Below are 14,274 nucleotides of genomic sequence, written 5' to 3'. Positions count from 1 at the left end.
TATTCAGAATATTATTTTTCTCATTTCAGATCGAAACAAAGGTTATTTGACAATATCTATTTACACTTAATTAGGTTTAGCCGCCCATACCTTGCATTGCCAGCCATTCTGCTCCTTTTCAAAAATACAAATTCCTCCTGTTGGAACCTTGAGATCTTTATACTGAAACAGTTCATCAAGTACATAACTGAACCTCATCGTACCATTACTGCTAATTAGTAAAGTGTTTTTCCCATGATGCTCTTTATAAACTTTATCAGCGAATGACAACCATCCGTCTTTTAGATTCTCCGGATCTACTATCCAGCCAGTTGGCACAATGGCTTCGGTATTCCAAAGTCCTATAACAGATTTTCCTTTTTCAAGATCGCCATTACCTAACCTTAAGCATACCTCTTCTTCAGTCTTATTCTCATCGATGCCGTAATCAATTTCATTGAAAAAGTTTTCAGTAACGATCTTTGAATTATCAATATCCAATGACTGACAAATAACCTTAGCTGTCTGATAATGTCTTTTTAGTGGTCCTGAATAAATTACATCCGGAAAGATGCCTATGTCCCTCAAGTAACTTGCTGCAAGACGAGCTTTTTCACTCTCGACTAAATCAAGGTCGGTTCTAGCTCCAACTCTGGTGGTGACGTCCCCAGGCAAAAAAGTATTCCCATGCCTAACAATAACTAACCGAGTTTTCATGATTTCCCCTCAACTTCTATAACAGTTATATAGTTTTTATACTCTGGTAAAAGACTATTTAACTTCTCTGATCGCTCAGAAATGTAGTGCTCGGGTAAGAATCGGCCACCATCTCGAGTATTATTCATTCTTTGCTTGATAATCTCCATTGGTGTCACAACAACCGTCATACGAACGCTATAATCAGTTTGATGGTTAATATACTTATATAAGCTAACGTGAGAATCTATTGCAGAACTATGCCCCCAAATAATACTAGAATTATCAACTACCGCCTTTATCAACAATTGATAGCCAAGCCACCTCGCTGGAAGTTCGTACTCATTAAACGCTTGTTCATTCCCAAATTTCTCAAAAGACTCTCTGTAACCCTTCAGGCGAATCATAATGTCATCAAATTGAAGAACAAACGCTTCAGGAATCTGTTGCTTTAAATCTTTGACATAATGAGATTTTCCAGACAAAGGAGGTCCCGCCACAATATCTAGTGTCGGAAAATTTGAAGAAGTTAACTTATTCGAAAACTCATTGTAAACATCACGAAAGTCTTCTACGTCAAATAACTCCTCCTGCCTTTCTAATCCATATTTCGTTAACAAAGTTTCAATATCTACAGCGCTAGCAACTATACTCCGTATTTCGCATTCTATATTCATAGATTTGCTTTAACCTATTTAAGGTTAAACTCCCCATCAGCATCTAAAATTTCTTCAGCACGACCAATATCCTCAGGGCTATCAACACCACTCATGCCTCTGCGCCCCATATAATCAACTTCGACCATCTTCACAGGTATGCCATTTTCTAGAAAACGCATCTGCTCGAGTCCTTCAGATTTCTCATACTGGCTCTCAGGTAGTTTCAAATACTTAGTTAGTCCTTCAAAGCTATATCCATATAGTCCAATATGTCTTTTTACGGGTGATAATGAAGTTTCCTCTCTCCACATCTCCTCTTTTCTGATTGCAGGAATTATATTTTTACTAAATGTCAAAGCTAATCCATCTTTTTGTACCTGAACAGTAGTTCCACTAAAGGGCGTGATCTTCTTAGTTTCTCTCAAGACATCTAACTCCACCCAGCTTAGATTGACATACGGAGTAAAAACCTCACCTACTGTACTATCCTTCCAAGATTTAATTAGCAAATCCACAAACCAAGGTGGACAGAGCGGATTATCTCCTTGTAAGTTAACAATGAAGTCGGGGCTTTCATCAACCTTACACGCCACCTCATAACAGCGTTCAGTTCCACTATTACACTTATCTGAAGTCATTATCCAAGGAATATGCCTAGCTGAACAAAAGTCTCCAATTCTCGAATCATCAGTAGCGACAACATAGCTACAATTTGCATGTTTCGATGCCACATAAGCAGCAACGTCAGTGACTCTTTTGATCATTTCAACACCCGCTATTTTCGCTAACGGCTTTCCTGGTAGTCGAGTGCTGTTATAACGTGCTGGTATTACTATTAAAATATTTTTCATAGTTATTAACCACTTATCTGTTCGATATTACTGTCTTCAATCAATTTTTTTAATACTAGCCTGGTTGAGCTAACACACCTGTCTTCAGCTTTCTTTATTTTTTCCCTATTCTTGATATTCTTTGATGTATCTTTAGTATTTGTATCCAAAGAGAGTAATTCAAGGAGGATACTTTTTGTTAAAAAGTCCTCTGGATGTATTATGCTTAGCTTCAGATGTTCGTTATATCCACTATTTTCCCAATAGTAATTTGTCAAAGGAATTTGCCATTTTAGTACAATCTCTTTAAGATCATTTAATGAATCTCCAAGCTTAAAATCGTACATTAGCTTAATGACCTCTTTACAAATATTTCTATCTGATTGAAGAGTGTATCTACCAAAGTGTTTTAATGCGAAATTCGTAACACTTTCTATTGTCATTTTTTCGTTATTCAGACTAGTTTTTCGACCTCGCTTATTGGGTATAACCTCATTATAAATACCCATACCCACCAGAGATTTACTCCTTTCGTTCAATAACTCGTTGTGACTTTTTCTTGCATGGCTAAGAAAAGTAACAATATTTAATATCGCTTTACTTGTAATGGGTGTGTTGAAACTACTAACTTCATTCACTTTTTGTAAGCACAGTAATTGCCATTGATCCACTATACTAATGCGTATTTTTGAATTTTTAGTAACGACATCTTCAGAACTAAAAAAAGGATGTTCATTTAATTCCGTCTTATAAACTCTACTTTCTAAAAACAAGTCAGTTTTAGATTCAATCATGCGAAAAAACATATTTTTCTCAATATTAGAAATACAATCGTGTTCAAGTTTAAGTCCATTTAGAATAGACGAAATTTTCAGCACAGTATCAGAAATATCCTCTGTATTGGACGCGACAATAAAAACATCAATTTCAGGTAGGCGCTCCAAGGCCCATTTTTCAAACGCTGGTATCAATTGATTTTGGTTAAGATCCCTACTCAACCATCGTATATTTTGATCCTCAGGATTTCCTTCTTTTTGAAAAAAATCAATCGCAATTCTCTTTAACAGCATCGAATTAATGTAATTTTTTTTCAATGAATCGTCATTTTGATCGAAGAATTCGGACAATTCTTTTAGAGTAAAATATTTACCCTCTAACTTAACTTGTATAGAATATTTTCTTACATCTAGCCCATGCTCATTGTTTTTCAAAAAATTTGATGTTAAAAATTGTTCTAAGTTAGCTATGTAGTTTCGGTATCTCTTAAAAAAGTATGAGTCAAGGTGATTAGCTAAAAAATCGTTATACTCTGTTCGTTCAAACAAACAGCTAACTTTTTTATATTTAGCAGAGCGAACTTCACGAGTTTCGTATCTAGCCCTTTTGTCAATCTCAGAAATGAAGTAATTTTTCCAAAACGTGTTGGAATATAGAAATGATTTAAAAATATCTTTAATCTCAACACTATTTTTCACTAAATAATTATAAGTACCTAAAATTTTTATTTTATCGGGAATCTTGTAACCCCCATCAAAACCGGCAATTTTACCAACCCACCTGTCAGCTATAAAATCGACAAGATCCACTTTTTCAAAATTTTCTACTTTTCTCTCTGACCAAACTTCAGGTGATATTTCATAAGAGCTTCCATAATGTATAATTCTGGCAATATCAATATATTCGAGTTTATTTATCGACTGATATTTTTGAATTGTTTTCCTCAAGAGGTACTTCAATAGCTCCCAATATAAATCAGGCGGACTTTTTTTTGCTGGCTCGATCACTTTTTCACTCCTTGAAGGCAATAAACACAAATAAATCTTACCCTAAAACCCACACAAAAAAAAATAAAATACTGTTTAAACAAAGTATATTTTCAGTTAAAGCCTTTAAAAATAAACAATAAAATCAAACACATAAGATCACTCTTCGATTTTAAATAAGAATCTTATCCTTTTTAATCTTAATTTACAGGGTTTAATTTACTATTTCCCCTTCGAGAAATAGAGGTTTTTGACTCCCATCATCAAAATACTGTGAAATTTACATATTTGGCTGTAATAGCAACACTAATTGGGCTAAATAAACAACGAGGAATGCTTGATGAAACTGAAACCTAATACACCATTTCAAACGATTACAGTTCCATTGATAGGAATTGTTGATAGCTTTGTCGATAATCTGAATACAATGAACCTGAAGGAGGAGGATGGCGGTCGTTGGAGAGGAACTGCTCGAGCCACTGTATGTGGCAACACTGGTCAAGTTTTACCATACAATGGTATTGAAACAGAAAAAGGTTCCGTAATTCCCTACTATCTACCTAATTCATTGAATACGGACTACCGTGGTGTGATTCGTATGTACAATAATCTAAATACATTACACGATGGCTCATCATTCTGGATAAATCCGTTAATCAAATGGCTAACTGGCTTTCAACTCAGCGAACATCCAGTGGTAGCTCCATACTATGAATTTGAGGTAATGGTAATCAGATATAAAGTCACAGAAAAGCAATGCGCAATAGTTACTCCCAACTCACTGCATTTCGATCGACTAGGAGAAAATACCCGTAGTTGTATTCTAACTGTAGAAAGAAATAACGTGAAAGGAGGGGCTTTTGTCATCGCGGATGGTTCAGAAGTTGGTTTACATATTCTAGATGCTAACGAGGAGGCGCTATTATACAACAAAGAGGTGCCTGTTGGGGAGGGAGTTATACTTGATGAACGCCCTTGGTCAAACAACCAGCCTGTATGCCATTCGGCAACTGAAACATTCGTCTCCAACCCATTGTTAGCCGGTTATCGCACTATTTTAGTAACCGAGATGACCCCAGTTTTTCCGATAATACATTAAACCTAGTCCCCCTTTATAAAGCTCGCTTTGCGGGCTTTTTTTTATGGACAAATTTTCAATTCACATAATGTCCTTCTAAATTTTATTCAAGAAGTCGAGCCCAATAGTCTTGAGCCTTTTGTAAATTCATAAAAAACTCACGGGAATTACCGAGTGCATCCAGTCTAGATAAGCGACTAGGATGCGGGACTAGATGTAACCTTTGCGAGTGAAAACTGATTTGAGGCATTTTAAAAACAAAAAATGGTAACTAGTTTAAGCATTTTGATTTTGGGAAAAGGCTACGAATTTTTCGTATAATTGATTCCTTTAAAAAGTCGATATTTTCAGCATTCCTTCGGACTTCTATTTCAATCTGGCCAGTACATGAATGACTAATTAAAGCATCATCAAAGCCGGCTTCAAAAAGCAAGTCATCAATATTGTCTGTAGACATTTCACTTCCACCTAGGTCAAAATTCATTGTGACATTGTATGCCTTCAAATTACTGCCTCCCATTTTCAATCCATGCTAACCTTATGGAGCGACTCTCAAATTAATTTAAAATATGTCCAAATTAAAACGAGACCAAATTCACCCCCCCTTCAAAATTAAGCCTTTAAAAAATTCTGGTGTTGATGTTGAAAAATCAAGAGAAAGAAGCCGGAAGAAACTAGAAAGCCTAAATCAAATGAGACTTTTTCCAGACTTAAATAAGGCTTCCTCCTAGTATCAATAGTAGCTTACACCTGTTCTTACTGGCAGCTAATAGAGCTACCTACGGTAAAAGGTCAGAATAGATCACTCAAAATCTTCGGGGTTAAGTTCTTCTACACGGCATAAATAGCCGTGAGCTTTGATTTTTTCATCACTTAAAGACTGATCTGAAAACTTCTCAAGCTTAATAGAGCGTTTATCTTTCATAACTGTACATAGCAAAATATCACCAATTTTTAATTTATTTTCCGCACTGAAATATTCGTCTGGCGGGAGAGGAATCGCCCCATTTTTACCAACGGTTACAATCATAATTCAACCTATATTTATAATTAGGATTCATTAGCGGTCATCACACTTTCTTTGACCTCGTAACCAGAACTGAGCACTCATTCCCGTTAACACAGCAAGCTTGTTGGCAAAGCAAGTTGTGACCACGGATTTTTCGTCCAGAAATTCACGATAGTCACTCACAGATATATCCAAATTCTCGATTATATCCTCGTCACTTAATCCCTTTTCTCTTAGCTTAGGCACAAATAAGTCTTTGAAATAGCGTGCGGGGTGCAGTGCTTGTTTATCAGGCGGTGTATCGACAAAGCCATTATTGGCATAATCCTCTATCAACACACGCCCCTCTGTCAGTGAATCAATATCTAACCTTTTGTTGTCTGACATTTTTTGACCTATATACCTATACCATCAACCGTCATTCGAATATCCTGCGTATCTTTTACTTCTGGGTAAAGAGGGAGGTAACACACTGTAGAGCCACTCTTTATCGTGCTTGAAAAGCCAACTGTAACTAGCTTTGCATGCGCATTGAATTTCTCCGCGATGTAAATTCGGACGCCCATCTAATACTTTTAGAATATTTTGTTGATGATTGTTAAGTTGCTCGTTGAAGCGCATCTCACGTCTAGATTTCACAAGGTCCGGGTGTTGTGAAAGTACCTGTTCTACGGCGCCGACAGAACAATCAACCTTATGGGCGATTTGGCGCGTTTTAACGCCACTCTTAAGCATTCCAACAATTAACTCCCTATCTACACCGAATATCCTTTTGGGACGTCTGTCTACTTGAACGTTGTGTTGCACCGCGATTTTTTTGACATATATAATGCTGCGCTTGAAATACCGTGATACCTCTCTCAGCGACTGTCCGCCTCTAAGTGAGCGTAAAATGTCAGCATCGGAGTTATCTTCATTCAACCAATTAGCGTCACAGCTTTCGTGCAATCCTGGCTCACTAGTGTTGTATTCGACGAACTCCTGCCAAGAACGCCATAACATCCCGATTAGCAATAGATGTTTTAACGGATGAAACTGTGCCCTCTGGGCCCTGAACAAATTCTCAGGGTAACTGTTGTCGAGTAAAAGTTGCTGCACTACTGGGGAGGCACTCTCCGACCAGTATGCCCTTAGTGTTTGTCGAAGCCTTTCTTGCCGAATGGCTCCTATGTGAGGTGCTAAAGCGGCTTCCACAAGCCGCTGTCGGTATCGATTCAATAAATCGTTATATTGGATTACAGGCTGATTACAGCGCCATACATCATCAATCAGACCACTTAGTTGAATGTCTATTTCGCTCAAGTTTAATGAATGCTGAGTTGCTAACTGAGTTGGCTGAATTAACTCTCTACGTCGTACCTCTACTTCAATCAACGGTTCACAATGCTTCAAGCAAACCGAACAGCCAGGAAGTTGATGTTGCAAATGCCACCATGCTCGACCAACATTTTCTAAGTCACCTTCAATACATTCTGGACAAGCCCTTAAAACAGTACCGGCGCTAACTCTATTGGCTATAAGCGACATACGTGAATGAAGATTACTGCCGTTGCCTCCAGCGAGATTATTGAACACCGAAAAATAGGTCTTTTCTCGTAAAAAGCATCGGAAGAGAGGAAGCATTGTGTGCTCGTTAATTATCTTACTAGCGGATAAACCCAACACTTTGCTGATAAAAGGGATATACCCAGGGAGTTGAGAAGCTAATTGACAGTGTGCCAATTGGCTTCGCTCAAGCACTAGTCTTGTAGAGGGAAGCCCTGACAGTTGGCAAGTTGCAGCTAACCAACCGTAAGGTATTTCGTCATCCTCAAGAAATAAGTGATAGCCCAGCATCATTAGATTGACCAATATGGTAGAAAAACACTAACCAGATAATGTGCGCTATTGGTGTAACCTTAGTCGGGCTATTCATTACCGATTCTATGCAAAGCAGCTCATGAAGTTCAGCCTCAGATTTGATATCGAAGTAGCTGCCAATTTGGTTCTCCAAAACCCAATCCCAGAACTCATGCTCTATCTGCGTTTTAGTTTCCCAATACTCTTGATTCCGGATTCGAATCGCATCTCCAAAAGCGTGTTCAACCGAGCGAAGTATTTGGCGCTCTCTCTTAGGAAACTGAAGTGAGCATGAGTTTAAATGAAGCTCTCGCCCAACACGTTCAATTGCAACGTTCGCAGCTGTAGCGGTTGGTAAGCTTTCCTGCATATCATGATTGCATTTCGGGCAGATGGTATTGGGCAAAGGACTTTTTCTTAAATCAATATTCTCCCATCCACAACGTTTACAACCTATGACCAACGTTTGGAATGCATGTTTAGCGCAAACTTTGGCTGTTGGTAACTGATGGCTGACATGCCAATACGGTGCTCCAAAGTTTTCAATATCCTCCTCTATACATTGCGGGCAAGCTCGCCAACAATTTGCATTTTGTATTTTGGTTAATCCGGGAATGAAAAGCTTCTTACGATCACACTGCGACTTCCCTTTGAGCAGCTCCCTGCGACGTTCTACATCAAGAAAATGGCTATAGAAACCAGTACTCGTATGCCGACAAAGCAAGTCTTCGCACATCGTCGCTTTTGTATGAGTTATCAAGCCGTTGCATACGGCTTGATAGTCCTTAAGAGGGTTAACCGACTGATTCACACTAAACCAAGTTCGATAGAACTCAGCCACCGATTTAGTGGGTGTAAGCACGGCCATGCGGGCAATGCGCGAAAAGTAGTGCTCATCAGGCAGCAGCGGTAACAAAAAGTGCATCGTCGCCATAACCTAGTCTTTAAGCCCTGTTTTAAAGTGACCTATACTCGCACCAGAAGATATGTTTGCTCCCAGCACAGGGGCAAGCAATGGCGCTTTTGGACTCGACCGTGGTATCGACTTTTGGGGTGGTGCTTTAATGCCCTTAGGCCTTTCCGGCAATGCAGACTCTGTATTCTCCGCTTTCTGCACTTCCTCCAATGCATTTTCATAAGCCCGTATATCTTTATTTTTTAGATGCATCAGCGCCGTCTTATAAAGCTGAAACTGATTGAGGAATGCCGTTTCCAAGTATTTAGCTGTATTTGTCGAAGTGCCGGGTTCAAGTTTGCCTTCATTGTATAAAAACACCAGATACTCCTGATGTACTTGCGCCAAACGAGTCATGAATGCAGGGAGCCCGCTGGTATACTCATAGAACCTATTAACGAATTCGGTCGATAATTCGCTGCAATGAAGGAGGGACCAATCGGGATAAAGCGCATGTAATGTGGTAGTGAACATATCCCCATTCTTCGAATAAGTCGTCAACCGAAATTCTCTATCATTGACTAGTCGGCGTAGCGTAGTGATTTCAGGTTGCGATTTACCATCGACAAGGACTCGCTTCGAAAATAGCTGCAACCCTGAATCTGTGCAGCTGATAATCATTGGAATACCAATTTTGTTGAACATAGCTTCAAGGATGGTAAGGGTTGGTGCCTTTTCCGAGTTGCCATATGCCAACAAGAACTGAAGTTCATCAATATGTACTAAACCAATCTCATGGGTGGCTGCAACTAACTGCATTCCAGCTAAATGCCGATCAACGGATTCACGATTACGAGCATCCCACTGCTCAAAGTAATCCGTAGTACCAGTGGCATCATCTACAGCCTTGAAAAAGTTAAGCGCCAGGGCTTTTAACGAAGGCGTTGAGGGCATATCCAAAGACAACCATACAATTTGATTTTGGTTGAAAGGTTTCCCTTCAAACTCAGTGTGACGAATCACTTGAGGAATAATCCCTAATGCACTGCGGATCATTGTAGTTTTTCCAGCACCACTGTACCCAGTGACCAAGACGCTTGATGCCGTGGTTTTGTGAGTGGCAATGCCGCGCTTTATGGAACCGTCCGGTTTCGAGCGGTAAGCCTCTGCCAGTCCCATTTTTAATACCATTGATGTTGGCTCTAAAGGATTTCTGGAGGCATAAGAATGCAGCAAGAGCGACCAGCATTTTTGGTAAAACGTGACAAACTTATCCGACGGAACGTGGGTGCATCCCATTCCCTGCAAGATTGCACGTTGATATAGTTGATCTAAAGACCAAAAATCCGCGTCACATTGCATCGTCCTAGTTGTACGACGAAGCAACTCTGTTACGCTCCGTGGTGCTGGTAAAGCCTCAGTAAGCGGATTGCCGTTGAATTGCGATACTGGGTGTTTGCGGTACTGCGCATCGATTTGTAAACTCATTAAAAACCCTCCGTGGTTGTGAGTTCTGGTTGTGATTCAAATTCTACGGCCTCGCCTTCAAACCCTAATGCGACCATTACATCCCGAGCATGAGTCAGGGTGTTAAGTTTCTTGCCAATAGCTTGAAACTCTTTAATTCTGGGGACGATAGATTTACGTTCGTTCTCGGGCATTAATGCAATTTGCCCCATTAGACGGTCAAACTCTGGCTCGGCCATACTGCGCATGTGTTGACGTAACCGTGCTGCATATTCCTCGTGCGCAACAACTTTCATCTTGAGCCATTCGAGTTGATGAGAAACAATATCCCAAGGCATTCCCCAATATGGAGAGCCATTGTTTGCGTTTTTCAAAGTGAGCGTGAGGTACTTAAATTTAGCGCTATCATCCTTAGTTTTGACGCGGCAAAATATGTGATTCGTCCAGTCCTTTACCCGTTTCACAATCAGAGGGAATGTTCCTTCTAATGCCGCTGTTTGATACAAGCCTGCTTCATGAAAGTATGAGTGGTGATATTTGAGTCCTTCAAAGTAAATACAGTCCTCTCGTACTCTTGCTTCTTCTTCCGGTAGAAACGCCCAGCGAAGCTTAGCTTCGTCAGTTTCCTGCGTTTTGCGCCCACCGCTCATATCCTTTTCTAGGCTGTGAAGGAATATCGATTCCGGCGAAAGACCAATATCATCCACCATGGCCTCAAATCCATGCTTCTCAAGACGTTTAGCGGATTTATTTTGAAAAATGATGAAATGAATAATTTTACGGACCAAGCTGTCGTAGCTCAAAACAGCCTGATTTGATGGATGCTGTTCCGTACGGTCACGCTCTTTGAATATAGAGCCAGGTTGAAAGTGAGCCACTTCACCGTTGAATATATCGAACGTGCCCTCGACAGTACCCTTCGCGTCTCCTCGGTATACTGCCGTAAAGTTAAATGCCTTTATCCCAAACATTGACTTCAGGATTGAGGCTACGAGCTTATTGGGGTACTCAGTTCCATTATCTATTGTCACTTCTTGAGGGATAAAATTAGCAGGCCAGTCAGCCTCATCGATATCCAAACCATACCGTTTTGCAAATTGGACTTTACACATACAGGCGTTAACCATAGCCTGCGCTACGCCATCAGAATTCGGTGCTCCAAATCCTAAGTAAAATCCAACTATCATGGTTGAATACACATCGACCACAAAATAGAGAGTAGGCCTCCCCATGCTGTATCGGCGATTTTTTATGTAAGGATAATGGACATACATGTCCAGTACAGTGGCATCAATTTCATAGCGAGATGTTGCACCCAATATACCCTCTAGTGTTGTGCCTTGACGTGCTTCGTAGTCTTTCTTAAATTGGAATGATCCTACCCGCATTTCCAGCTGATCGCGTCGACTGAAAATCTGGTTAAAATGGTAATAGAACATCCGGGGTGAAATGCGCTCTTCAGGAGGGAGCAAGTCATAGTATGGAATTTCATGTTGTCCTACCGTTCGAGGAATACATTTGACTTGAAACGTATCCTCAAAACTTTGGAAGACCTTTCGCTTGCTGAGCTTTTTCCCCTCACGGATCCACTGTTTGACGACCTCTGCAATATTCTTTTTGTCGAGAGTTGTGATACCTCTGAATTGCGTTCGGCTTTTACTATTATCTTTACGGCCTCTACCACGTTTAATTATTGGATCGTTTGGAGTTTCAGCTTCTGGATAATTTTTACCTATACCAGCCCATTGGAACGAAATTAAGGCATTTGGCACCATACCAAAAATGATAAATCGATTTAGTGCATTGTGATAAGCCCCTTTCGATTTCCATTTCAATGTCGATAATGAAAGCAACGCTTCAATCTCTACCCCCAGCCCTTTACCATAGAGATATTGCTCAACCAAATGCGGTGCAGTTAACGACTCTATGTGGTTAAATTTAAAGTCCCTTCTTGTGAGCCATACGCCATATCCTTCTTTGAGAAGAACCTTGTCAGAAGTACTGAGTGTTTCTGGCAACTCATAAGATTTCCCCGTCTTTAGCCCTTGCTTTTGGATGAACTGAGCTAACTGAGTTTCGTTAAACACTCTTGGTTTTGGAGGGTTGCTTGCCTCCATCGCTTGAAGCATGTCAGCAACTGCATAAAACTCGCGGCAGGAACTTATATGACAAATACGGTAAGACATTTGCAAAGTAACTTGTTCCAGTTTGGAATCAATTTCATCTTTGTATAGATGTTCGCCTTCGAACCTCATGCAGCCAACTCCAATTCATCATTCAGTAAGTGGACAGGTCGAAACCATCGAACCATGTGCTCCTCACGTTTCTGGGCTAGTGGCAAAAAGCCGTAGAGCACCGAGAACCTAAATAGCTGTCGGGTATAGCTATCCGAAATGGACAATGTTTTGCTGATTTGTTCAATTAGATCCTGTAATTGGAGCCACGGAGCAAGTTGCCATTTTTCGCAAAAACAGTTCAAAAATGTAGTCAGCTCTTCGTTTGAAACATGGAGGTCTTTGGCGGCCTCTGAAAACAACTTGTTGTAATATTGCACTTTGGTAGCATCTCGTTCTGTCACAACTCTGTACTCAATACCACGGCGATGCCAGAATTCTCGCTCTATCGCGAATTTTTGCCACGTCCTCATACTTTTGTACTCAACTTCATCAAGCCAATTTAGCTTAAAGATTTGGTCCCAATATTTGAATGTGTAGGCTGTGAGCTGTGTTGTTTGACCATCTGCGGAAACTGTTTCCACTAAGAAGTCTGTCGTCATTACATAGGCTTCCTTTGTCTTCCAATTTCTCGGGTGAAGAATGTTACGCTCAACTGCAATATCAAGCGTTTCATCGAGATCCAGGGCATATTGCTCAAAAATGGCAACATTATTCCGCTTATACAGCAATTCCATATACATACGTCTTTCGCCATCAGATAAAAGATGTACTTCGCGGTTTTGCCTGTCGCAGAAAATCCAATGCCGGCGTCCGATCTTATTAACATCCCGAACCGTCAGATAGGATCGGTATTCACCATTAGAAATGTCAGCAATCCATTGCTTATATTTCAGTACTGTTTTGGGTGGTTTTAAATAAACCAACTTCTTCATGCGACCTCCTTTTCACAATGATCTCAACGCATATTAGAGATCGAAAAAGGATCTGAGATCAAGGCGGGAGATTTCGTAACCACATGAAAAACAACACTTTTGTTGTTTTTCGTGATTGAATAAACAGCAAATAATTGAAATATATCAACGGTATTTTTTAGCCCGACCTCCTAACTTTTTGATTTTCTTGGAAGGAGACAGTGAATTTGTTGTGATTTTATTTTTATGAAAAATAATCAGAAAAAAAGACGACTTCTGAAATCGATTGACAATCACAGATTGATTTATGACCAAATTAAACCAGCAGTCTGCTAACTTAACTTTCCTAAAATGAAAAATAGAAACATCTCTGTTAGTATTTTTTAATATGTCGTACCCCGTCAACTGATACCTTGGCTTCAAGTAAATTCAAAATTGCAATCTGACAAAGGAGTGCCAATGATTTCTATAGAGGAAATTGAGAATATTGCACCTGGTGTAGCTAATCTTTCAAAATCTGAGCATGATGTTCTCTGTCGATTTACATTGTTGTGGACACTATTCGAAGCCCAAGCTTTGGACAACGAAGGTTCAGTACGAAAGATAACCAGTGTAGTGAATGAAATAGAACCTCAAGTCATCAAAGAGAGCTGGTTCAATGAACAACTCCATTACTTCATGAACCGTTATATCGAAAATGGGAAAACGAATTATCGCTTCGAACATCTCCACCTTCGCAAAAACGATAACCCTGAACTAGTTGAACTTGTTTTACTAGGAAAAACCGAGGACATTGTCGATCAACTTATTGTTTGTCTAACCATAGTATTCAGATTTAGGAACAATTTTTTTCACGGAATAAAATGGGCTTATGGCCTACAAGAGCAGTTTGAAAATTTTGAACAAGCCACTCGCCTACTAAAAACATGTTTGGAGAAATTTCCAAAATGATATTTGGCCAAGTACTCGTA

General features: G+C 39.8%; 14 protein-coding genes. 2 read left to right on the top strand and 12 right to left on the bottom strand.

Features of this window, described 5'->3' with window-relative positions; translation table 11 throughout:
• Window positions 1-66: 66 nt before the first annotated feature.
• From ACXAH6_RS11775 to ACXAH6_RS11760, 4 genes are read right to left on the bottom strand one after another with little or no spacing between them, the layout of a single operon-like run.
• On the bottom strand, window positions 67-696 hold the full coding sequence (locus tag ACXAH6_RS11775; protein WP_474877048.1) for a histidine phosphatase family protein: 630 nt from the start codon (window positions 694-696) through the stop codon (window positions 67-69).
• Complete coding sequence (locus ACXAH6_RS11770) at window positions 693-1,352, bottom strand: hypothetical protein (protein ID WP_474877046.1); 660 nt, start codon at window positions 1,350-1,352, stop codon at window positions 693-695. Before ACXAH6_RS11770 ends, ACXAH6_RS11775 begins: the two co-directional genes overlap by 4 nt.
• Before the next feature lie 14 nt (window positions 1,353-1,366).
• Window positions 1,367-2,185 carry a 3-deoxy-manno-octulosonate cytidylyltransferase gene (locus ACXAH6_RS11765; protein WP_474877044.1) on the bottom strand — a complete coding sequence of 273 codons (819 nt, stop codon included), beginning with the start codon at window positions 2,183-2,185 and terminating at the stop codon, window positions 1,367-1,369.
• 5 nt (window positions 2,186-2,190) lie between these two features.
• Window positions 2,191-3,948: a hypothetical protein gene (locus tag ACXAH6_RS11760; protein ID WP_474877042.1), complete on the bottom strand. Its 1,758-nt coding sequence runs from the start codon at window positions 3,946-3,948 to the stop codon at window positions 2,191-2,193.
• 319 nt (window positions 3,949-4,267) lie between these two features.
• Here ACXAH6_RS11760 and ACXAH6_RS11755 point away from each other — a divergent pair, with 319 nt between their 5' ends.
• Entirely contained in the window at window positions 4,268-5,026 is a 759-nt protein-coding gene (locus tag ACXAH6_RS11755; protein WP_474877040.1) for a 2OG-Fe dioxygenase family protein, read from the top strand.
• Between the two features lie 250 nt (window positions 5,027-5,276).
• On the opposite strand, the gene ACXAH6_RS11750 is transcribed toward ACXAH6_RS11755, so the two are convergent.
• The 8 genes from ACXAH6_RS11750 to ACXAH6_RS11715 all read right to left on the bottom strand — a co-directional run bounded on the left by ACXAH6_RS11750 (window position 5,277) and on the right by ACXAH6_RS11715 (window position 13,324).
• Complete coding sequence (locus tag ACXAH6_RS11750; protein ID WP_474877039.1) at window positions 5,277-5,525, bottom strand: hypothetical protein; 249 nt, start codon at window positions 5,523-5,525, stop codon at window positions 5,277-5,279.
• Between the two features lie 282 nt (window positions 5,526-5,807).
• Complete coding sequence (locus ACXAH6_RS11745; RefSeq protein ID WP_474877037.1) at window positions 5,808-6,035, bottom strand: hypothetical protein; 228 nt, start codon at window positions 6,033-6,035, stop codon at window positions 5,808-5,810.
• 30 nt (window positions 6,036-6,065) lie between these two features.
• Entirely contained in the window at window positions 6,066-6,401 is a 336-nt protein-coding gene (locus ACXAH6_RS11740; protein ID WP_474877036.1) for a helix-turn-helix transcriptional regulator, read from the bottom strand.
• Between the two features lie 24 nt (window positions 6,402-6,425).
• Window positions 6,426-7,853 carry a TnsD family Tn7-like transposition protein gene (locus ACXAH6_RS11735; protein ID WP_474877034.1) on the bottom strand — a complete coding sequence of 476 codons (1,428 nt, stop codon included), beginning with the start codon at window positions 7,851-7,853 and terminating at the stop codon, window positions 6,426-6,428.
• Window positions 7,825-8,787 (bottom strand): TniQ family protein, encoded by a 963-nt coding sequence (locus ACXAH6_RS11730; protein WP_474877032.1) that lies wholly within the window; start codon window positions 8,785-8,787, stop codon window positions 7,825-7,827. The genes ACXAH6_RS11735 and ACXAH6_RS11730 overlap by 29 nt, the downstream gene beginning before the upstream one ends.
• Before the next feature lie 3 nt (window positions 8,788-8,790).
• Window positions 8,791-10,236, bottom strand: a complete 1,446-nt coding sequence (locus ACXAH6_RS11725) for an AAA family ATPase (protein ID WP_474877030.1) — start codon at window positions 10,234-10,236, stop codon at window positions 8,791-8,793.
• Complete coding sequence (locus ACXAH6_RS11720) at window positions 10,236-12,470, bottom strand: hypothetical protein (protein WP_474877029.1); 2,235 nt, start codon at window positions 12,468-12,470, stop codon at window positions 10,236-10,238. Before ACXAH6_RS11720 ends, ACXAH6_RS11725 begins: the two co-directional genes overlap by 1 nt.
• Entirely contained in the window at window positions 12,467-13,324 is an 858-nt protein-coding gene (locus ACXAH6_RS11715; RefSeq protein WP_474877027.1) for a TnsA endonuclease N-terminal domain-containing protein, read from the bottom strand. Before ACXAH6_RS11715 ends, ACXAH6_RS11720 begins: the two co-directional genes overlap by 4 nt.
• Window positions 13,325-13,762: 438 nt before the next feature.
• Here ACXAH6_RS11715 and ACXAH6_RS11710 point away from each other — a divergent pair, with 438 nt between their 5' ends.
• Window positions 13,763-14,254, top strand: a complete 492-nt coding sequence (locus ACXAH6_RS11710; RefSeq protein ID WP_474877025.1) for a hypothetical protein — start codon at window positions 13,763-13,765, stop codon at window positions 14,252-14,254.
• Window positions 14,255-14,274: the final 20 nt, after the last annotated feature.

The organism is Alteromonas sp. ABE4_545, from assembly GCF_056161325.1.
This window is presented reverse-complemented; position numbering and strand designations above follow the sequence as displayed.

Bases quoted from the DNA above. Each gene is read 5' to 3' on its own strand.
- ACXAH6_RS11775 (WP_474877048.1), bottom strand. From the start codon at position 696: ATGAAAACTCGGTTAGTTATTGTTAGGCATGGGAATACTTTTTTGCCT.
- ACXAH6_RS11770 (WP_474877046.1), bottom strand. From the start codon at position 1,352: ATGAATATAGAATGCGAAATACGGAGTATAGTTGCTAGCGCTGTAGAT.
- ACXAH6_RS11765 (WP_474877044.1), bottom strand. From the start codon at position 2,185: ATGAAAAATATTTTAATAGTAATACCAGCACGTTATAACAGCACTCGA.
- ACXAH6_RS11755 (WP_474877040.1), top strand. From the start codon at position 4,268: ATGAAACTGAAACCTAATACACCATTTCAAACGATTACAGTTCCATTG.
- ACXAH6_RS11750 (WP_474877039.1), bottom strand. From the start codon at position 5,525: ATGGGAGGCAGTAATTTGAAGGCATACAATGTCACAATGAATTTTGAC.
- ACXAH6_RS11745 (WP_474877037.1), bottom strand. From the start codon at position 6,035: ATGATTGTAACCGTTGGTAAAAATGGGGCGATTCCTCTCCCGCCAGAC.
- ACXAH6_RS11740 (WP_474877036.1), bottom strand. From the start codon at position 6,401: ATGTCAGACAACAAAAGGTTAGATATTGATTCACTGACAGAGGGGCGT.
- ACXAH6_RS11735 (WP_474877034.1), bottom strand. From the start codon at position 7,853: ATGATGCTGGGCTATCACTTATTTCTTGAGGATGACGAAATACCTTAC.
- ACXAH6_RS11730 (WP_474877032.1), bottom strand. From the start codon at position 8,787: ATGGCGACGATGCACTTTTTGTTACCGCTGCTGCCTGATGAGCACTAC.
- ACXAH6_RS11725 (WP_474877030.1), bottom strand. From the start codon at position 10,236: ATGAGTTTACAAATCGATGCGCAGTACCGCAAACACCCAGTATCGCAA.
- ACXAH6_RS11720 (WP_474877029.1), bottom strand. From the start codon at position 12,470: ATGAGGTTCGAAGGCGAACATCTATACAAAGATGAAATTGATTCCAAA.
- ACXAH6_RS11715 (WP_474877027.1), bottom strand. From the start codon at position 13,324: ATGAAGAAGTTGGTTTATTTAAAACCACCCAAAACAGTACTGAAATAT.
- ACXAH6_RS11710 (WP_474877025.1), top strand. From the start codon at position 13,763: ATGATTTCTATAGAGGAAATTGAGAATATTGCACCTGGTGTAGCTAAT.